The organism is Gemmatimonadota bacterium (assembly GCA_021295815.1).
Lineage (GTDB): Bacteria > Gemmatimonadota > Gemmatimonadetes > Longimicrobiales > Gaopeijiaceae > JAGWBQ01.
Map to the genome: position 1 here is coordinate 34937 of JAGWBQ010000025.1, position 19833 is coordinate 54769.

Below are 19833 nucleotides of genomic sequence, written 5' to 3' on the forward strand. Positions count from 1 at the left end.
GAAGTTCGGCCTACGCCCTGAACTCCGCCCGGCGCGTGGTCAGACTCCGCACGCGCTCGGTATCGACCTCCACCCCCATGCCCGGACCGGTCGGCACGTGCATCTCCCCCCCGTCCATCACGAATTCGGGCGCGACGATATCGCGCACCCAATAACGACGACTCTCCGAGATGTCGCCCGGGAGGGTGAAGCCGGGAAGCGAGGCCAACGCCAGGTTGTGCGCTCTTCCGATTCCGGTTTCGAGCATGCCTCCGCACCAGACCGGCAGGCCGCGCAACCGCATGAGATCGTGAATCCGGAGGCTTTCACCGAGTCCGCCGACGCGGCCGGGCTTGATGTTCACGATCCTGCAGCTACCGAGCTCCAGAGCCAGCCGGACGTCGCGGACGGAGCGGATCGATTCGTCGAGGCAGACGGGGGTGGATAACTTCCGTTGGAGGGCGGCGTGCTCGAGGTAGTCGTCGAAGGCGAGCGGTTGTTCGATCATGGTCAGGTCCAGGGCGTCGATCTCGACGAGCCGGGCAGCGTCCGCCAGGGAGTAGGCGGAGTTGGCGTCCGCCATGAGCTGGAGGTCGGGGAAGCGTTCCCGGACCCGGGCGAGCGTTGTCAGGTCGCGACCGGGCTTGATCTTCAATTTCACCCGGGCGTACCCGGCCTCGACGTAGCCGGACACCGCCTCCACCAGCTCCTCGTCGGTCGGTTTCAGCCCCACGCTCACACCCACCGGCACCTTGGGTCGCGTCTCGTCTCCGCCCAGCGCCCCCGCAAGCGGGATTCCCTTCGATCGCGACCACAGATCCCAGGCCCCCATCTCCACGCTCGCCAGGGCCATGCGGTGTTCCCTGATCCAGTTCACCGGGGCCAGCACCTCCTCGGGTCGTTCCCACTCGGTTCCCACGATCGCGGGCAGGACGCGGTCCGTCAGAACCTGCCAGGCGGTGTCGGTGGTCTCGGAGGTGTAGTTGGGCCTCTCGGCGGCGACGCACTCGCCCCAGCCCACGCATCCGTCGGAGTCGAAGAGGGTGAGCAGCGCCACTCGACGCTCTTGCATCCCGCCGCTGCTGATCTCGAAGAACTCGCGCAGCTCGAGTCTCAGCTCCCGGAGTACGGCTCGGTCGATCCTCATAGCGATCCCTTGAGCAGCGAGGGGGTGGCGCCCGGGGTCAGCAAGTACCGGCAGGTCGGGGTTCCGCGAACGAACCCTGTGACTTCGAAACCGGAATCCACCAAGGGCGAGAGAACGGCTCGCGTCGCCCGCCGCCACTCCCGGGCGAGCTCCATCGAAGCCTCCATGATCGCGGTGAGGTGAGTCGGTATCTCTACACTCACGGACCCTCCCGGGCTCTCCCGGGCGATCCGGCTCAAGGTTTCCTCCGAAAGTCCGGTCAAGGGTCTGGGCAGACCGCCCTCTCCCTCGATCGACGACAGGGCTTGGATGGGCGCACCTCCGGACGCACTGCCATATTCCGCGGTCTCCCGGAAGCGCCCCAGCATCCGTTCGACCCTTGGAGAATCGAGCTCCCAGGTGGCCACCAAGCGGTCGGTTCCTATGCCTCGGTGGAGGGGCGAGTCGCTCTCGCCGTAAAGGTCGGCGGCGTAGTCGCGCATCACGGCCCCCAGGCGGTTCACGTTCAGGTGCGCGTTGCGAGCCTGAAGGGGATCGAAGGTCCAGTGCATGATGGAGACTCCGCGCGCCATGACCTCGCTGCGCTGATGGCGCTTGAGGTGCGTTCCGAGTCCGCTGTCGCGCGCTCCCGGACGAACCGCGAGCATGTCCGACCAATGAACGAGCTTCCCGTCGCGCTCTCCGGTCATGCCGAAGACGAATCCGTCGAGGCTCCCGTCCTCGGCAAACGCACCGGAGACGACACCGCCCAGGATTTGCGCGACCTTGAGTATGGCGAGCGGAACGATTTCGCTGAAATCCGGTCCCCAGGTGTCGCGCTGGAGCTGGACGGCCGCCCCGTATTCGTCGGGCGTGCGGAGCGGGCGGATGGCGTAGGTCGATGCCGGACCCCGCTGGGAGCCGTCGTCAGACACCTGCTCCGTTCGCCCCGTTCGCCGCGGGCGCTTCCGTGGCGGGTGCCAGCAGCAGCAGAGCGAGCAAGGCCGCCCGGTCGAGCGAGGGGTCGATGACGATGTGCTCGTGGACTGCGTGAGCGCCGTCTCCGACCGCTCCCATCCCGTCGATGGTAGGCGTGAACTGGCTGGTGGTGTTGCCGTCGGAGGCCCCTCCTGCGGAGGTATGGTCGAGCTCGATCCCGAGCTGGTCGCCGAGCTCGCGCACGACCTGCCAGAGTTCGAGATTGCGCTCGGTCGGCTCGAGAGGCGGCGCCGATTCGCAGGCTTCGACCTCGAAGCTGACCCGGGGCACCTTCGGGACCAGCGAACGGATGGCGTGATCGATCTGCTCGGCGCGGGCCACCGAGGTCACGCGCACGTCGATTTGGGCGTGGGCCCGTTCGGGAATGACGTTGGGTCGGGTTCCTCCCCGCACCACACCCACGTTGACCGTGGTGCCGTCGGACGGATCGTTGAGTGCGTGGAGTTCGGTGATCGCATGTGCGATGGCGAGGACGGCGCTGGCTCCCTTGGCAGGCTCCAGCCCGGAGTGAGCGGCTCGCCCCCGAGCGGAGAATCGGTAGCGAGAAACGCCTTTGCGCGAGGTCTTGACCAGTCCCGTCGGTCCGAAGGACGGCTCCAGCACGATCGCCCGCGACGCGCCTCGGGCATGCTCCACGATCCGATCTCGGGAGTCGGGGCTGCCGACCTCTTCGTCGGAATTCACGAAGAGCACGGGTGCGATCTCCGGCGCGGCTCCGATCGAACGCAGAGCTCGCAAAGCCATGACCGCCTGCGCCAACCCGCACTTCATGTCGAAAGCGCCCGGCCCGCGCAGGCAGCCGTCCTCGACCCTCACGGGCATGTCGTTCAGCGTGCCCAGCGGCCAGACGGTATCGCAATGGCCGACGATGAGCTGAGTGGGTGCGGCGGGCGACATGTAGCTCGGTCTGGCCACCAGGTGGTCGGCGAAGTTTCGGGCGGGCACCGAGCTGGAGTCGTAGTCGAGCTCAGCCAGCTCGGTGCGGAGGATCTCCTGAACTCCGAGCTGACCGTCGACGTCTTCGGTGGGTGACTCGACCGAGGTGAGGTCCGTCAGGAGCGACACGAAGCGGTCGCGCTCGGACCTGGTTTCGCGCAGCAGCCGCTCGGCAAGATGTTTGGTGGTGTGGCTCGGCGTCATTGTGGTCGAGTTGCGTGGTGTTCGTAGAATCCGGCCCGACGGTAGCTCTCGTCGAGAATTTCGACGGGATGAGCCACGGCCGAAGGGTGACCGGTCAACCTCAGGCCGGCGCCGATCTGCATGGCGCAGCCCGGGTTCGCGGTGACGACGAGGTCGGCGTCGCACTCTAGTACGGCTGCGGTCTTGTCGGCGCCGATCCGCCAGCCGAGCTCGCGCTGGGTGATCCCGTAGATGCCGGCACCGCCGCAGCACTCGTCCGCGTCCGCCACGACCTTGGCCGTCAGGCCCGGGACGGCGTCGAGCACCCGCAGCGGCGTTTCCCGTACCCCCTGAGCGTGCAGTAGGTGGCAGGGATGATCGTAGGCGGCCGTGACCGGGAGCGCGCCGCCTCGGACCGGCCCGGATTCCGTCAGCAGTTCGGTGACGTCTCTCACTAGTTCCGAAAACGCCCTCGCGCGCTCCCTCCAGGCCGGATCGTGAAAGAAGAGCTCCCCATAATCCTTCATGGCGGCCCCGCAGCCCGCCGCATCGACCGCGATCCAGTCGGGGGAGACCGCCTCGAAGGCCTCCATGTTCGCTCGGGCCAGAGCACGGGCGGCTTCGAGCGACCCGGCGTGAGCGTGGAGGGCCCCGCAGCACTGGGTTTTCGCCCGTACCACGTTGTAGCCGTTGACCTCGAGGGTGCGCGCGCTGGCGGCGCCGACCCGGCCGAAGAGTCCGGCCTGGACGCAGCCAGCGAGCACGGCGACCCGTCCCCTGGTCGCGGGTTCCGGCCCTGCGGGTTCCGCAGGTTCCGACCCCCCGGGCTTCCCCCGCATGGGGTCCTGTCGAACCGGCGCCGGCCCGGGCGACTCCGTTCGGTGCGACCCCGGCTGCTCCCTCGCCGTTCGCTCGCCACGCCCCAGTTCCATTCGCAGCCTTCCCGGCGCGCTCGCCGCGAGCATCGCCGCGCCCAGCCGCACGGGACCCGGCGGTCCGGCATCGCCCCCCAGCCTGGCCACGAGAGCGGGAAGGCGGGTAGCCCTGAGGCCGCGTGCGGCCAGCATCGCCGCTCGCCGCAAGCGCGAACCGGCCATTACCGCCAGCAGCACCCTCGCGAGACGACCGCGTCCCTCGGGGCCGCTGCTCGCCCGGGCCAGCTCGAGCAACGATCCGTACTCGACGCCCGAAGGACACACGGGCTCGCACGCCCTGCAACCGAGGCAGCGGTCGATGTGCGTCCGAAAGGCTTCAGAGTCGGGCTCCAGTCTCCCTTCGACCACGGCACGCATCAGGTGCAGCCGGCCTCGCGGCGAGTCGTTTTCGTCTCCCAGCCGGCGGTAGGTCGGACACGCGGGCAGACAGAAGCCGCAATGGACGCAGGGAAGCAGCCGCTCGGCCTGGTCGGCGAGAGCCTTGCCGAGATTCTCCGCGGCGCGGGCGCTCATCGATCCTTCCTCGGGGCTTCGGAAACGGCCTCCCTCGGGTCCCAGAAGAGGCCCCAAGGATCGAAGATGCGACGAACGCCCGCCCTTATGCGCTTCGTCTCGGCGGTCCAAGGCGGCCCGGATTCCTCACCATCAAAAGTCGACACTCCGGGCGCGCCCTCTACCCGAAGCGTCGGGCCGCGGCCTCCGCTCCCTTCCCCTTTGCAAGACGCTCTGAGAAAGCGGGCCTCCTCCACCCAGAGGTCGTCATCCTCGAAAGGGTCGGCCACCACCGCGCTCACCCAGCCCGCCTTGGCGCAGGCGGCAACAGCGGCCCGAGCCTCCAATTCCAGACCCCGGAGACTTTTTTTCGCGAGCGCCAGAGTCCGGCTGAGGGCCGCCGGAAGCGCGAACCAGGTGAGTCGAAGATCGCGCGCCGTCTCGCCCGCGTCGACGGTCCCGCTCGTGCGCTCGCCGGCGACGCCGTTGCGGAAACCCGAGTCCGCCGTTGCGCGGCCGTGCAAGCTGGCCTCCACGAACCGACTCCCGGGCCTCGCCCGGCGGCTCAACGCCTTCCCCCGCACCTCCACCATCGCTTTCCGACCGTGAAGCCGAACCCTGACCCTTGTCGGTCCGGGTCCGCTCCAGTCCACCGTCGACGAGACCGCCGGCTCGGCTTCGGCCGCGAAGGCCAAGGCCAGCTCGGCGGCCTCCTCGATCCCGTCGGCCTCGAAGACCAGCTCGCTCATCGCTTCCGGCAGGGGAAAGGTGCGCAGTGTCGCCGAGATGACAGCCGCGCAGCCGAGCCCTCCGACCAGCGGTCGAAGCAGATCGAACCCCGCCACGTTCTTGACCACTCGCCCCCCCAGCTCCAGCACGCGGGAATCGCCGCACATCACGCGCATTCCGAGCACGTGGTCGCGAACTCCTCCGTAGTGGCCGGCCAGTGCGCCACCCTCCGCCGTGGCCAGCAGACCCCCCACCGACCGATTGCCGAAGTCGGGCGGATTCCAAGGCAGCCACTGTCCCCGCTCCGCCATGATCGAGGTGAGCCTGCCCAGCCGCATCCCCGCTCCGACGGTCACGGTCAGGTCGGCCGGTTCGTAGCGGTGGATCCGGTCGAAGCGAGCAAGAGAAATGCGCGTGACGGACCAGTCGGGAGGACGCCCGATCTCGTGTTCGCCGCTTCCGACCACCGCCACCTTCAAACCCCGCTCGCGGGCGTCGGCCAACGCGGCGGCGAGCTCGGCCTCGGTCGCCGGCGAACCGATGGACGTCGTGGAACGCGGACCCACCGTTGACGGCTCCTCCGCGGTCCCGTCGCCGGCACGAGCGTCGGGCACCACCTCCCCCGCCTCCCGATCCGGGACCACCTTGCCGGGATTGAAGAGCCCTGCGGGGTCGAAGACCGCCTTTACCTCTCGCAGCGCGGCGAGCTCGGCGGGACCGTGCACCATCCTCATGTACTCGCGCTTGTCGGCGCCGACCCCGTGTTCGCCGGTGATGGTGCCGCCCGCTTCCACGCAAACGGTCATGATCTCCTTCGACGCCCGCTCCACCTTGGCGAGCTCGGCTTCGTCGGTCCGGTCGAAGAGGATGTTCGGATGGAGATTCCCGTCGCCGGCGTGAAAGACGTTGGCGATACGGAGATCGTGACGGTCGCCGATCCGGCCGATCTTGTCCAGCACCGCCGGCAAGGCCGTCCTCGGCACCGTGGCGTCCTGAACCAGCAGGTCGGGCGCGATCCGTCCCATCGCTCCGAAGGCCTTTTTCCGCCCCTTCCAGAGCGCCGCCCTCTCGCGATCGCTCTCGGCGGTGCGCACCTCCCGCGCACCCGACTCCCGGCAGCACTCGGCCGCAGCGAGCGCATCAGCCCCCAGTCCGCTGCGGCTTCCGTCGAACTCGATCACCAAGGCGGCTCCGGCATCGGCCGGATACCCGGCGGCGTAGACGCTGGCTTCGACCGCGCGGATGGTCTCGGCGTCGACGATCTCGAGCGCCGCAGGCAGAAGTCCGGACGCCATGATCCGAGTGACCGCCATCCCGGCGTCCTCAACGGATTCGAAGACACCGAGAAGGGTCCGGATCTCCTCCGGGGCGGGAACCAGTCCGAGCTCGATCTCGGTCACCACGCCGAAGCACCCCTCCGACCCGACGAAGAGACCCACCAAGTCGAGTGAAGCGAGCGGATCGCCCTCGGGTCCTCCCAGTCGACACAGGCGTCCGCCGACGAGAACGACCTCGAGACCGAGGACGTAGCGCGAGGTCACCCCGTGCTTGAGGCAATGGGGTCCGCCCGAGTTTTCGGCGACGTTGCCGCCGATGGTGCAGGCGCTTTGCGAAGAGGGATCCGGGGCGTACTGGAGACCGTGCGGCGCGGCGAGCTCGGTGAGGCGGGCGTTCACGACCCCGGGCTGGACCCGCGCCCTTCGGTTGGACGGATCGAAGTCGATGATCCGATTCATGCGCGCGGTCCCCAGCACCACCGCGTCGCCGCCGGCCAGGGCGCCGCCGGAGAGCCCGGTGCCCGCGCCCCTGGGAACCACCGGGACGCCCTCCGCGTGCAGGAACGCCACGACCTCGCTCACCTCCCGCGCGTTGGAAGGAAGCACGACCGCCCGCGGCGTCGAGCGATAGGCCGTGAGACCGTCGGATTCGTACGCCAGCAGCCTTCCCGGATCGGAAATGACGAATTCCGGTCCCACGATCTCCGCCAGTGGCCGGGTCAGCATCTGACGGGCCGCTACCCGCTGCGGAGCACGTGCTCGCGGAGCGCGCCGACGCTCGCCAGGATCGCCTTTTCCGCTTCAGGGGGCGCATCCCCGTACATCCCCTCCACGAGCTCGGCCTCCGACGCGTTCGGGCGCCGTGCCAGAAGCTCCCGCATCTGCGCCACGCGTTTCAGACGGTGCGCCCGGAAACGAGCCACCGCTTCCGTCGGCCTCGTCAGAGGAGGGCCGTGGGCCGGGTATAGGGCCTTGGCCTCGAGCCCGTCCACCCGAGCGAGCGAACCCAGATAGTCGGCCACGCAACCGGCGTATGCTCCAACCCAGGTGGTGCTTCCCTCCCCGAGGAGGAGATCTCCTACGAAGAGCGCTTCGGCCTCGGGCCAGTGCAGGGCCAAATGGCGTTCGGCGTGCCCTGGAGTGGGAACCGCGACCAGCTCTCCCTGGTCTGTGGAGACGTGCTCTCCGGCGTGGAGGGGCCGTTCGACGTACCGGGCGCCGGCAGGCCCCCAGGTTTCGCAGTCCAGTCGCTCGACGAGCTTCGGGACACCTCCGGCGTGGTCGCCGTGATCGTGGGTGAGAACGATGCGCACTTCGCGAGCGTCGGCCACTGCGGTGACGAGTCTCTCCCGGTGCTCAGGGTGGTCGGGCCCCGGGTCGATGATGCAGACCGACTTCTCACCTACCAGATGTGTGTAGGTGCCCCCCCTTGTGAACGGCGTCGGGTTGGGGGCAAGGAAGCGACGGGGCCTGGCAGCCCGTGTGCAGGACCTCCTGCGACATTCGATCCGCTCCGCATCCTCGCTGGACGCCGCCTTCCCTGTTGCTCTCCGGGCGGATAGTGGTGCGTCTCGTCCCTCTTCGCGCCTTGCCGGCGCTGCGCCGCGCCGCTCTCGGCGCTCCTGCGCGTGTCGCCGCGGGCCGCTAGGAACCCGCAGTGGACCTGCGCTCCGCTGCGAGCTGCTCCGCCAGCTTGTCCGCCACGGACGTGAGCGCCGCCTCGTCTTCGTCACCGAAAGCCGATTCGGTGTGCGAATCGATGTCGATCTGGCCGAAGATGTCGTCGCCGGCGCGAATCAGCACCACGACCTCGGACCGGGTGTCGGCGGAGCAGGCCAGGTACTCCTCCTCCTGAGTCACGTCGGCGATGTTGAGGTTGACCCCTTCCTCGTGGGCTCGGCCGCAGACTCCGCGGCCGAACGGGATGCGGGCGTGCTCGGTATTCGTCCCGATATAGTTGTGGAGCCAGAGCTCCTCCTCTTCCGCATTGACCAGGTAGATACCCACCCAATCGAAACGGTCGTCCGCTTCAGCTATGGTGCGGACCGCCTTTCGCAGCTGCGCGTCGGATTGGTGACCCTGGTCTCGCATCTCCTGCAGATCGAGCACCAGGCCGGCGGCGTCAAGTGACATTGGTATTCCTTCGGGTTGAGGGGGTCATTAGGTCGACGCTCGCTCGTCTCCAGCACACCTTCCACGCATGGCGACGGCGATCTGCGCCTGTTGCTGCCGAAGGCCAATTTTACGCCAGCGGTCCGTTCCGGTCAAGGGCTAAACGGGACACTGGGTCGGGCCAGATCCGCAGGGCCGCGAGCCTGACGCCGTCGGCGCTGAGGGATACGGCAGGGGTCTCGCGGTGTAACGTGTTCATGGCTCAAGATAACAAGCCGGCGCCCCATCCTCCCGACCTCCTGCGCCGTCCCCCGATCCTGGCGGGTCGCTTTCGGGTCTCGGTGAGGTCGGTCTTCGCCAGGGAAGAGTCGAACCCGCCGTGGTCTTACGTCTTCGTCTACTTCATTCGCATCGAGAACCTGGGAGACACCGACGCGCAACTCTTCTGGCGACACTGGAAGATTCACGATCCGGTCGCGGGCGACCACGAGGTGGAGGGCGAAGGAGTGGTGGGCGAGTCTCCCGTCATCCCGCCCCGCGGCAGCCATTCCTACTCCAGCTACTGCGTGCTGCGCGGCGCCTACGGGCACATGGAAGGCTACTATCACTTTCGGGAGACCGACGGCAAACTCTTCAGGGCGGTGATCCCCCGTTTCGAACTGGTAGCCGAGGACGCAAGCCAGCCGATCCAGGCGTAGCTCGGCGGCCCGTGGCCGGACCTTCCTGCGTTGCGTGAGCGGGCCCACCCGGGTGGCGGGCGGATTCCCCTTCAGCGTTCCTGGGCGGCCTCGTTACCGGGAGTGAACCTCGTTACCGGGGTGTGAAGTCGGTATTCGACTCCAGCCTGCGCGCGAACGCGGCCATCAGCCTGGCCGTGTGCTCGAGGTCTCCCAGGTCGACTATCTCGTTCGGCGAGTGCATGTAGCGGTTTGGGATCGAGAGCAGCCCCGTAGGCACGCCCGAGCGGGTGAGGAAGATGCCGTCGGCGTCGGTGCGCGTGGCCTTGGGCGACGCCTGTACGCTGTAGGGGATTCCCTCTTGGTCGGCGGTCTCGCAAAGCATGGTGAAGACGGTCCCGTGGGCGGCGGCTCCTCGACTGATCACCGGGCCGCTGCCAAGCGCGTGGTCTCCCAGAGCTTTCTTCTCGGTTCCGGGCACATCGGTGGCGAAGGTGACATCGACGACCAGCGCGACTCCCGGGCGTAGCGCGTAGGCCCCGGCGCGGGCGCCGCCGCCGGAGTAGCCGATCTCCTCCTGGACGGTCGCCACCGCGGTGACCGACGCGGACGGTCGGTCGGCGGCGAGCAGGCGGAGCGCCTCCAGCGCCACCCAGGCCCCGACCCGGTCGTCGACGGCTCTGCTCACAATGCGATTTCCCGCCAGCCGCTCCATCCCTTGAGCGATCGTGACCGCATCTCCGACCCTGACTCCGAGCTCCAGAGTCTCCTCGCGGGAAGACGTGCCGACATCGAGCCAGAGGTGGGCGGTCTTCAACTCCTTCTTGCGGTCTTCCGGCGTCATCAGGTGGATCGGCTTCTTGCCTACGACGGCCCGAACGTCTCCGCCCTCGGCCAGTACCCTGACCCGCTGCCCGACCAGCACCTGCGGATCCCAGCCGCCGATCTCCTCGACCCAGAGATAGCCTTCCTTGTCGACATGGGTCACCTGGAGGCCGATCTCGTCGATGTGGCCGGCGAGCATGAGCCGGGTGTGCCCGTCGGGGTTGACCGTCGCAAACGAATTTCCGGTCAGATCCACGGCGACGTCGTCGGCGAAGCCTTCGGCCTCGCCGCGCCAGACCCGAGCCGGGCGGGTCTCGAAACCCGAGGGTCCGGGCGCGTCGAGCAGTCGTTCCAAAAAGGTCGGATCGGTCATGATTCGGAGCTCCGTTTCGCGGGGCATGGCACCCGGCTGAAGTCAGTGGTTTCCCACGCGCAAGCTACCACACCCCGGAATGCGGGCCGGTTCCCGGAGCGTCGGACAGCCGCCGCTTGCAGGCGCGGCGCTTCGCCGCTCTCCGCACTCGTGCGATATTGTCCGCAGGCTGTCAGTGGGGATCGACGAGAGCGCGGTCGCGGTCGTTCCCCCTCCGGGCGCCGGGACCGTCCCAGGAAGCCGGGGGTATCGGCGCACCGGCCCGACCGTCTACCTCCACCCTCCTAGCGGAAACCATGAAATTCGACCTGATCGTCATCGGCAGCGGCCCCGGCGGATACGTGGCCGCCATCCGCGCAGCCCAGTTGGGCATGAAGGTCGCCTGCGTCGAGACCGAGGAGCTCGGTGGCGTCTGCCTGAACATCGGCTGCATTCCGACCAAGGCCCTTCTGTCGAGCGCCTTCCTCGTCGGCGAGCTGCGGAATGCCGGTGGACACGGCATCACGTTCGACCAGGTTGCGGTCGATCTCGGACCGGCGCAGGAACGGAGCCGCAAGGTCGCCGCGCAGATGGCTCGGGGGATCGCGCACCTCTTCAAGAAGAACAAGGTCACGCACCTCGCCGGATACGGCCGGCTGGCGGGTCGCGGGAAGGTGGAAGTGGAGGACGGCGACGGCAAGAAGAAGACTTACGGCGCAGCGCATGTCGTTCTGGCCACCGGCTCCCGGCCGCGCGACCTGCCGAGCCTTGAAATCGACGAGGATCGGATCTGGTCCTCCACCGGCGCCCTGAGGTGCAAGGAAGCGCCCAAGTCCCTCTTCATCGTGGGAGCGGGCGCCATCGGCATGGAGTTCGCCGACATCTACGCCGCATACGGGACCGAGGTCACCATCATTGAGGCTCTGGATCGCATACTCCCTCTCGAAGATCGCGAGGTCTCCAGGTTCATGGAGCGTTCGTACCGGAAGCGGAAGATGAAGATGCACACCTCGGCCCGTTTCAAGTCCGTGGAAGCGACCGATGGAGGGATGCGCTCCACCTTCACCGACAAGAAGGGCAAGGAGCATACCGTAGAAACGGAATTCGTCCTCTCGGCGGTCGGACGGGCCCCGAACTCCGAGGATCTCGGACTCGAAAGCGCTTCGGTCAAGGTCGACGAGCGCGGCTTCATCGAGGTCGACGAGCGCATGCGCACCAGCGCACCTGGCGTCTACGCGATCGGCGACGTCGCGGGCAATCAACTGCTGGCGCACAAGGCCAGCCACGAGGGGATCGCGTGCGTGGAGCACATCGCGGGCCAGGGGCACGGTACCGTCGATTACGCGAACGTTCCCAACTGCACCTACTGTCAACCCGAGGTCGCTTCAGTGGGGCTCACCGAGGAACAGGCGCGCGAGGCGGGTCACGAAATCGAGGTCGGCAAGTTCCCGTGGGCGGGAGTCGGTAGAGCCGTAGCCTCAGGGCACGCCGAAGGCTTCATAAAGGTGATCCGCGACAAGCGGTACTCGGAAATTCTGGGAGCGCACATCGTGGGAACCCACGCGACCGAGCTCATCGCCGAGTTCACCATAGGGCGGCACCTCGAGTCGACCGCGGAGGAGATGGAAAGAGCAATGCACCCGCATCCGACACTCTCGGAGGGAGTCGCCGAGGCGGCGCTGGCCTCGCTGGGCAGGCCCATACACATCTGATCTGGGCAGGCCGACCGGAAAGGGACCGCGACATCGTACATCGTCGCCTTCCCCTTGGACTGAGGCCGCCCCCGGCGGCTGCTAGGCTACCGGTTCCAGTTCGGGAACAGGTATTCCCTTGATGGTCAGCAGTCGCACGAGCGTCTCGCCGATCTTGTTGTCGGGAGTTGAAGCGCCGGCGGTGATCCCCAGTTCGAACGAGCCCTCGGGAAGCCACTCCTCCTCCAGCACCTCCGGAGCGTCGGGCCCGAGTTCGGGCTTGTGACTGATGCTCCCGGTCTCCACATCCAGGCGGTTCGCATCCGCCACATGGAAGGTCCGGGTGTAGCTGCGGCAGAGGTGGGCGAGATGGTTCGTGTTCGAGGAGTTGTAGCCCCCGACCACGACCATCACGTCGGGCGGATCCTTCATCATCTCGAGAATGGCGTCCTGACGCTCCTGGGTCGCCGAGCAAATCGTCCCGAACGACCGGAAGTGCGAGGCGGCGTGCTCTTCGCCGTGTCGTTCCACCATGGCGCGGTGGATTTCCCGCCCGATAGCCATGGATTCGGAGGCCAGCATGGTGGTCTGGTTCGCCACTCCGACGCGCGCCAGGTGGAGCGCGGGATCGAATCCGTCGCTCGACTTCTCTTCGAAGTGCTCCCGCAGCCTTTCGGTGTCGAGAGCGCCTGGCCTCGCCGCGATGTAGTCGCAGACGATGCGCGCTTCCTCCATGTCGCGCACTATGAGGTAGCGCCCTTCCGGGTACTTGCCCGCTTGTGACGCGGTCGCTCTGGACTCCTCGTGAGTGTATTTGCCGTGCACGATCGCGGTGAAGCCGTCCTTGGCGTATTTCTCGACCCTTTTCCAGACGTGCAGGACCGAGCCGCATGTGGTATCGACCGTGATGCACCCCAGCGAGCGCAGATCGTTGAACGCCTCGACGGTGACGCCGAACGCCGGAATTATCACCACGTCCTCGGGTGTCACACCCGAGAAATCGAAGGTCCCGTCCGGGGCGGGGTTGATGAAGGCGATGCCCATCTCGGTCAGGCGCTTGTTCACATGAGGGTTGTGAATGATCTCGCCAGCCAGGAAGATGCGCCTTTCAGGGAACTTGTGCACGGTCTCGTACGCGTAATCCACCGCACGGTCGACGCCGTAGCAGAAGCCGAACTCCCGGGCGAGACGTACCTTCACGTCCCCGAACCGATCTTCGTAACCTCGGCCGCGCAGACGCTCGACGATTCCCGAATGATACTCGGCGTCGATTACCGTACGCAGCTGTTTTCTGAGGCCGAACCCTTTGCGAAAGTAGGTCTGCTCCATGATCGGTCCGATATCGGGCGAGGAGGGTTGTTCCAGCCGACGAGTATCCGGTCTACCCGGCGGACTGGAACATGGTCCCGCGCGGGGTCCTCCGCGTCGGCCTCCCGGACCTCTGCTCTCGGCGGGTCTTCAGCCCCGCAAGAATCCCTTGATCGCCTCCAGCTCGCCGTCGATCTCCGGGTTGGGCTCGAGGCCCAGTATTTCGGCGATCAGCGGGTAAATGTGAACCGCCTCGGTCGGTCCCGTGACCGCGCCCTCGGCGATCTGGGGGCCGGCGGCCAGAAGAATTCCGGCCATCTCGGGCGTCAGGTTGTCCCAGCCGTGGTTGTAGAAGTCGCGCAGCCGGAAGGCCCGGTCGGCCGATCTGACCTGTCTGCCGGGGGCGGCGATTATGACGATATCGCCTATGTTGGGATCGGTCGAGTACCGGAAACGCTCGGGCACCTCTTCCCGCAGGTAGACGGCGTTGAGCGGAACCATCGCGGCGAGGGAATCCCTCACGTTCCGCTTGCGTTGGGCGTCGCCCTCCACGAAAATACTCGCGTAGGGTCCGCCTTCCTCCATGCGCACGCCGGGCAGGAGCGACAGATCGATCAGGTCGTTGGCCTCGGCGGGGACGAACATCATTCCGTGGTCCGAGACCAGCACGACGTTCACCTTGTCGCCGTGCGGCAGCGCCTCGATACCGTCCAGGAGGCGACCCAGGGCGTCGTCCACGATGCCGATCGCGGCACGCATCTCTTCGCTGTCCGGCCCGAAGTCGTGGCCGGCCCTGTCGACCTCGCCGAAGTAGAGGGTGACGACGTGCGGGCGCTCGCGGGGGGGGAGGCGCAGCCAGCCGAGAACCCCGTCCACTCGATCATCATTCGGTATCCCGGCGTCGAAGCGACGGCAGTAGGTGGGACGCACGCCCCCTATGGCGGCTTCGGAACCCACGAAGAAGAAGGAGGCTGAGACCATCCCTTGCCGCTCCGCGGTCACCCAAATGGGTTCGCCGCGGTACCAGCTTCCGTCCTCGACGGCCTCGCGGTCTCCGAGCGAGTAGACGTCGTCCCTCTCCGCCGACCAGAACCTGTTCCCGACCAGTCCGTGGGTCTCGGCGTACATTCCGGTCGCGATGGAGTAGTGCGAAGGAAAGGTCTTGGTGGGGAAGATCGGGATCAACCTCTCCGCCCGGGTCCCCGCCTCCGCCACACGGTCGAAGTTAGGGGTCTCGAAGCGGCCCGGATAATCCCAGCGGAAGCCGTCGAACGAGATCAGGATCACGTAGGGGGCGTCGAGATGCCGGTCGCTGTTGCCGCCGGAGTGGCCGGGTCGGGTGCAGAGCGGGGGTGGCTCGGAGGATTCCGCACCCTCCGTGCTTGACTCCGTCGTCTCGACGGGCCCCTCCCGCTGCGCCCACAGTACCGCAAGCGTGACGGTCAGCATGACAACGATCAGGCCAAGGGCCCTGCGGGAACGGGCTCGCGCCGATCCGGTCATGTCTTTGGCTTCCGCAGGTCTCGTAGGTCGGAGGTGCGACGGCTCGCTCGCGCCACCCTGCTCGGTCGAGCCACCCTACTCGGTCGTGCTGCGTCCCCTCGAGTGTCTTTCGAACCACTCGCGCAGGAAGAGCTGGGTGCGGAGGAAGTTCGAAGGCGTGCGCGAGGTCCCGTGCCATTCGTTCCGGAAGCGGATCATGGCGGTGGGCACGCCCAGCACCTTGAGCGCGGCGTAGTACTCCTCGGTCTGCGGCATCGGCGTGCGCAGGTCCATCTCGCCGGTCATGAGCATGGTCGGCGTCGTGACGTTGCCGACATACATGAGCGACGAACGGCGCAGGTGTTCGCTCGGATCGTCCCAGGGGAAGCGCTCGAAGTTGCGATACCAGCCGATGCCGTCGGTGGTGCCCACGAACGAGAGCCAGTTGGTGACCGGGCAGTTGGCTGAAGCCGCGGCGAAGCGGTCGGTGTGCCCCACGACCCAGCTTGTGAGCACGCCGCCACCCGAGCAGCCGTAGACGAACATGTTGCGCTCGTCGACGAAGCCTCGGGAGACAACCTCGTCAACGCCGTTCATCAAGTCGTCGAAGTCCTTCCCGGGATATGCGTTCTTGATCTCGTTGGCGAAGGCGGATCCGTAACCCGTGCTGCCCCTGGGGTTGGTGTAGACGACCACGTAGCCATTGGCCGCGTGCTCCTGCCAGCCGAAGTTGAAGCCTGTCGTGTACATGGAGTGCGGCCCGCCGTGGATCGAGAGCATCATCGGGTACTTGTGCTCGGGATCGAAGCCCGGCGGGGTGACGATCCAGCCCTGAATGTCGAGGTCGTCGGTCGACTTGTACCAGAACTCCTCGACCTCGCCCAAGGTCACTCCGGCGAGCACGTCGGAGTTGACGTCGGTGATGCGTTCCATCGCGCCAGGGTCGTCGAGATGGAATCGGATCACTTCGCCCGGAGCGTGTGGTGTGGTCAGCGTGCCGACCGCATCTCCGTCCGCGCTCATGGACGAGAGCACGAAGAGGTGGCGTCCCTCGGTGAGTCGTTCAACTCCCCCGTCGAGATCGACGAAGTGCAGATCGCGGGATCCGGCGTCGTTGGCGGTGAAGTAGAGTCCCGAGCCGTCGGGGGCCCAGGTCATCGCGCCGCTGATTTGGCGGTCGAAGTCGCCCGAGATCATCCGAGGGTCGGACCCGTTGGTCCCCATCACGTAGATGCCCATGTTGCGGTAGGTGTCCGTGTGATGGTCGACGCCTCTGTAGGCTATGAGCGATCCGTCCGGAGAAGGTACCGGGCCGGTGTCCGCCCCCCTGCGGTCGGTGAGTTGCGTGATCGCTCCGGTGGCAAGGCTTACCGAGTAGATCTCGGACTCGCGCCAGGAGAGGTCGGCGTCCGGGGTGCGCAACGACGAGAAGACGAGCGCGGATCCGTCGGCGGTCCACCTTCCGGCGGAGTGATTCCAGTCGCCGTCGGTCATCTGACGCGGGGTTCCTCCGTCGGCCGGCACCACGAAGACGTGTCGCCAGCCCGAGTCCACATATCCGACGCGGTCCTGGCGGTAGTCCGCGCGGGTGACCACTTTCGGACCCTGGGTCCAGGTGGCTCCTTCCGGCTTGCCCGGCGGGTTCACCGTCCACCCCGGCTCCCCGTCCACATTCATGGTGAAGGCGATCATGGCGCCGTCCGGCGACCACTCCAGGCTGCCCGGACTCTTCACGACCCGGGTTATCTGCGTCGTGGCGCCTTCCTCGTCCATCCAGCGCACCCATACCTGTGAACCGGCTCCATCCTCGCCCGGAGCGGTGTAGGCGATGCGCGTGCCGTCCGGCGACCAGACGGCCCCGCTGCCGTCCACCAGGAAACGCGCCCTCGAACCGTCGGCGTTCATCATGTAGATGGAGGACTCGCGGCGGTCGTTCATCTTGTCCACCCAGCCCCGGGTGTAGATGACACGGTCCCCGTCGGGCGAGATCCGCGGGCTGGAAACAGTCTCCATGTCGAGGTAGGTCTCGAGCGAGAGCGTCCTTTCCTGGCCGGAAGCCGGGGCGACGATGGCGACGAGCGCGATGGCGGTGAGCGGCGTTGGGGCGGCGCGGCGGGTTTTCTTCATGGTCTTCTCAGTCGGCGGGACAACGGTGACGAATCGTTGGGTCCGGGGGGACCGGACGGAGTGCGGTCGGTCGAACGGAGCGTCAAGATAACGAGCGGAGGGAAGCCTCGCCAGACAATGTGCGGTGCAGATGCCCGAGATCGGCGCCGCGGGTTTCGCGATTCCACCGTCGCACCCATATGAAAGTGGAACAGCGCCAGTTCCTCCACCCCCGAGCGGTCACAGAAGGCCGCGATCGGGTCAACAGGTTTCTCCCGGGTGGCAAGAGCCATTATGTAAGACGTGTCGCACCCGAAGAGGTGGTCCTAATCCTGGCGGTAGTCAAACAGCGGGAATCCGGGCTGCCGAGCGCGCAAATGCAATCACCGCAGGAAGATGCGAATCTACACCGAAATGCCAGTCTCCGATCTTCGCGTGCAGGTCGCGAATCTTCGCCTCGTGCTCCTGGGCCGACTTCCCCGCGCTTTTGGCTATATGTTGGGAGGCAATGCCATTGGACGAGTCGGGACACTGAATAGGGGTAGAACATGAAGATCGCAAAGACCACAGCCCTCGTCGCCCTGGCCGCGTTAGCTTGCCAGCAGGATGATCAGTTACAACAGGGCCCGACCGGCCTGGCGAGTCACTCTCACGACAGCGCCGGCATCCGGATCACCGAGAACGCGAGCCCGCCCGAGGGGTCGCGGCTCCCGTGGCTAATCGGATCGGTGCCCATGGTGTCGATCGGCGAACTCGACGGCGAAGAGCCTTACATGCTCCACTGGGCAGGCAACGTCGCCCGGCTGTCCGATGGACGAATCATGGTTGAGAACTCCGGGTCGAGCGAAGTGCGAATGTTCGATGCTTCGGGAAGTCACTTGGTGTCCTGGGGTGGGGAGGGCGAGGGGCCCGGCGAATTCATGCCCCTGACCCGCGCAGCTCCGTGGCCCGGTGACTCCATCGTGGCCTGGTACTCGTCCGGGCGCGGCATCTCCGTCTTCGATTCGGATGGCACCTACGGTCGCTCCTTCGTCCTCCGGAGTGACGAGGCCGAGGTGTGGCGACGTCCCCGCCCGATCGCCGTACGGGCCGACGCAACGATCCTGGCCATCAGGGATCCGGAAGACGCCGACACGGCGGTGGTCGAAATATGGGATGCCGATGGCGACGCATCCCCACAGGGAGGTGATCGTCACCACGAACGAGCAGGGGTTCAGGGAGCTCATGTTGACGGCCTACGGCCGGGAGCTGGTGACGGGCCAATGGGGCGATCTTGTCGTGGCCAGCCACACCTCACGGTACGAGATACGGGCGTTCCGGGACGACGGCACGCTGGCCCGCATCGTTCGGCGTGAGCACGTTCTGCGGGCGCCCACGGAGGAGGATCGCAAATCGTACATCGACGAGCAGCTCGCAATGTTTGCGGCAAACCCCCATTTACCCCCGGAGATGGTGGAACAGGCGCGCAAGTCCTGGGAGTCCACGCCTCTCGCCGAAGCCTTCCCCGCCTTCTCCAGGGTCCTGTCCGACGCCGCCGGCAACCTCTGGGTCCGCGAATACGACTTTCCCCGCGAGGGGCGACCGGCCCCGTTATGGACGGTCTTCGATCCGGACGGACGGGTGCTGGGGTTCATGGAGACCCCGAAAGGTCTGGGAGTCGTCCAGATCGGCGAGGACTACATCCTGGGGCACTATCGCGACGAGCTGGACGTCGAATACGTGCAGGTGTGGCCGCTGGAGCGGTAGCGCGGACGCAGCCCCGCCCGGCGACACCCCATGCTAGAAATCCGAAACCTCGTCAAGGTCTAACCCAGACCCGTCGCCGCGCTGCAGTGCGTCTCGCTAGAAGTTCCGCGAGGCAGTCGGGCGTCTGTCCGACGACCGCAGGAGGATTCCAACAATATACCCCGTGCTCTCTCTCAGATTCCAGGGTTCCGCGGTTCCAGACTGCTGGTCGTGACGGGGCGGACCGACTCTGGCTGCTCACCGCGTCAGCCCATAGAGCCGGACACCCTCACGACCGAACTCGTCCTTGTGGATCCCCAGGATGTAGTCATCGCCCACCTCGAGCAGAAAGAACCCCGGAGGCGTCCGCAACTCGGCGATCGGGGAACCGTCACGATCGACGACCCGCCAGAGGGCGCCACCGTCCAGACGGCGATGAATCCTCGGATGGATCACTTCCTCCGCAAACACCACCGGTTCCTTCAGGGGCGGATACGCCATCACCCAGACCCGGTCCTCGGGTGCAGCCACAAGTCGTGCGTAGCGAGGATAGTAATCCGGATAAACTAGCGTCCAGCTCAAGGTCATACTTTGCCCTGGCCTCGTGAAGACCTCCTCCCGGGACAACTCCTCCTTCGCGTCTGCGGGGACGGGAACAGGCTCGAAGGGAACGGGAAGAACCCTGATGCGCTCGCCGGTGAAGCTCGTCGCGAGGATGGTGTCCGAGCCGGTGTCGCCGAGATAGATGCGGTCGTGCCCGATCCCGTAGACCCGGTTCCTCGGATAGGCGCGCACGGTCTCGGGATCGGAGGTCCTCTCATAAGCGGGCAGCTCAGCGATCGTATCGAAGGCTTCTGTTGCAGGGACGAATCGACCGACCACCATCGGTTGGCGCGCCT

The 19833-nt window shown here is 66.7% G+C and carries 15 protein-coding genes; 3 read left to right on the plus strand and 12 right to left on the minus strand.

Annotated features, from left to right (window positions below):
* Positions 1-10: 10 nt before the first annotated feature.
* Genes menC through J4G12_09740 form a run of 7 tightly spaced genes read right to left on the minus strand, consistent with a single transcriptional unit; the run spans position 11 to position 8789 of the window.
* On the minus strand, positions 11-1126 hold the full coding sequence (gene menC / locus J4G12_09710; GenBank protein ID MCE2456069.1) for an o-succinylbenzoate synthase: 1116 nt from the start codon (positions 1124-1126) through the stop codon (positions 11-13).
* Positions 1123-2040: a hypothetical protein gene (locus J4G12_09715; GenBank protein MCE2456070.1), complete on the minus strand. Its 918-nt coding sequence runs from the start codon at positions 2038-2040 to the stop codon at positions 1123-1125. Before J4G12_09715 ends, menC begins: the two co-directional genes overlap by 4 nt.
* Entirely contained in the window at positions 2033-3244 is a 1212-nt protein-coding gene (locus J4G12_09720) for a M20 family metallopeptidase (GenBank protein MCE2456071.1), read from the minus strand. Before J4G12_09720 ends, J4G12_09715 begins: the two co-directional genes overlap by 8 nt.
* A complete protein-coding gene (locus tag J4G12_09725; GenBank protein ID MCE2456072.1) occupies positions 3241-4671 on the minus strand; it encodes a 4Fe-4S dicluster domain-containing protein in 1431 nt (476 codons plus the stop codon). Before J4G12_09725 ends, J4G12_09720 begins: the two co-directional genes overlap by 4 nt.
* Complete coding sequence (locus J4G12_09730) at positions 4668-7382, minus strand: FAD-binding protein (GenBank protein ID MCE2456073.1); 2715 nt, start codon at positions 7380-7382, stop codon at positions 4668-4670. The genes J4G12_09725 and J4G12_09730 overlap by 4 nt, the downstream gene beginning before the upstream one ends.
* Positions 7383-7393: 11 nt before the next feature.
* Positions 7394-8389: an MBL fold metallo-hydrolase gene (locus J4G12_09735; protein ID MCE2456074.1), complete on the minus strand. Its 996-nt coding sequence runs from the start codon at positions 8387-8389 to the stop codon at positions 7394-7396.
* Positions 8301-8789, minus strand: a complete 489-nt coding sequence (locus J4G12_09740) for a GAF domain-containing protein (GenBank protein MCE2456075.1) — start codon at positions 8787-8789, stop codon at positions 8301-8303. Before J4G12_09740 ends, J4G12_09735 begins: the two co-directional genes overlap by 89 nt.
* A 236-nt stretch (positions 8790-9025) precedes the next feature.
* Here J4G12_09740 and apaG point away from each other — a divergent pair, with 236 nt between their 5' ends.
* Positions 9026-9466: a Co2+/Mg2+ efflux protein ApaG gene (apaG, locus tag J4G12_09745; protein ID MCE2456076.1), complete on the plus strand. Its 441-nt coding sequence runs from the start codon at positions 9026-9028 to the stop codon at positions 9464-9466.
* Between the two features lie 112 nt (positions 9467-9578).
* On the opposite strand, the gene J4G12_09750 is transcribed toward apaG, so the two are convergent.
* On the minus strand, positions 9579-10643 hold the full coding sequence (locus J4G12_09750; GenBank protein MCE2456077.1) for a M20/M25/M40 family metallo-hydrolase: 1065 nt from the start codon (positions 10641-10643) through the stop codon (positions 9579-9581).
* A gap of 296 nt (positions 10644-10939) precedes the next feature.
* Here J4G12_09750 and lpdA point away from each other — a divergent pair, with 296 nt between their 5' ends.
* The gene (gene lpdA / locus J4G12_09755) at positions 10940-12334 is read left to right on the plus strand and encodes a dihydrolipoyl dehydrogenase (protein MCE2456078.1); all 1395 of its coding nucleotides are present in this window, start codon (positions 10940-10942) and stop codon (positions 12332-12334) included.
* An 81-nt stretch (positions 12335-12415) separates the two neighbouring features.
* Here lpdA and J4G12_09760 read toward each other — a convergent pair whose 3' ends face one another.
* The 3 genes from J4G12_09760 to J4G12_09770 form a co-directional block, all read right to left on the minus strand.
* Positions 12416-13645 carry a 4-hydroxy-3-methylbut-2-enyl diphosphate reductase gene (locus J4G12_09760; protein MCE2456079.1) on the minus strand — a complete coding sequence of 410 codons (1230 nt, stop codon included), beginning with the start codon at positions 13643-13645 and terminating at the stop codon, positions 12416-12418.
* A gap of 126 nt (positions 13646-13771) precedes the next feature.
* Positions 13772-15124, minus strand: a complete 1353-nt coding sequence (locus J4G12_09765; protein MCE2456080.1) for an alkaline phosphatase family protein — start codon at positions 15122-15124, stop codon at positions 13772-13774.
* Between the two features lie 75 nt (positions 15125-15199).
* Entirely contained in the window at positions 15200-17230 is a 2031-nt protein-coding gene (locus tag J4G12_09770) for a S9 family peptidase (protein MCE2456081.1), read from the minus strand.
* Between the two features lie 1140 nt (positions 17231-18370).
* Here J4G12_09770 and J4G12_09775 point away from each other — a divergent pair.
* On the plus strand, positions 18371-18955 hold the full coding sequence (locus J4G12_09775) for a hypothetical protein (protein MCE2456082.1): 585 nt from the start codon (positions 18371-18373) through the stop codon (positions 18953-18955).
* A 237-nt stretch (positions 18956-19192) separates the two neighbouring features.
* On the opposite strand, the gene J4G12_09780 is transcribed toward J4G12_09775, so the two are convergent.
* On the minus strand, positions 19193-19833 hold a 641-nt coding region (locus tag J4G12_09780; protein MCE2456083.1), incomplete at its 5' end, for a hypothetical protein.

Coding starts and splice junctions, on each gene's coding strand:
- J4G12_09765 (MCE2456080.1), bottom strand. CDS start 15,124: ATGACCGGATCGGCGCGAGCCCGTTCCCGCAGGGCCCTTGGCCTGATC.
- J4G12_09750 (MCE2456077.1), bottom strand. CDS start 10,643: ATGACCGATCCGACCTTTTTGGAACGACTGCTCGACGCGCCCGGACCC.
- apaG (MCE2456076.1), top strand. CDS start 9,026: ATGGCTCAAGATAACAAGCCGGCGCCCCATCCTCCCGACCTCCTGCGC.
- J4G12_09730 (MCE2456073.1), bottom strand. CDS start 7,382: ATGCTGACCCGGCCACTGGCGGAGATCGTGGGACCGGAATTCGTCATT.
- J4G12_09740 (MCE2456075.1), bottom strand. CDS start 8,789: ATGTCACTTGACGCCGCCGGCCTGGTGCTCGATCTGCAGGAGATGCGA.
- menC (MCE2456069.1), bottom strand. CDS start 1,126: ATGAGGATCGACCGAGCCGTACTCCGGGAGCTGAGACTCGAGCTGCGC.
- lpdA (MCE2456078.1), top strand. CDS start 10,940: ATGAAATTCGACCTGATCGTCATCGGCAGCGGCCCCGGCGGATACGTG.
- J4G12_09725 (MCE2456072.1), bottom strand. CDS start 4,671: ATGAGCGCCCGCGCCGCGGAGAATCTCGGCAAGGCTCTCGCCGACCAG.
- J4G12_09720 (MCE2456071.1), bottom strand. CDS start 3,244: ATGACGCCGAGCCACACCACCAAACATCTTGCCGAGCGGCTGCTGCGC.
- J4G12_09770 (MCE2456081.1), bottom strand. CDS start 17,230: ATGAAGAAAACCCGCCGCGCCGCCCCAACGCCGCTCACCGCCATCGCG.
- J4G12_09775 (MCE2456082.1), top strand. CDS start 18,371: ATGGCGACGCATCCCCACAGGGAGGTGATCGTCACCACGAACGAGCAG.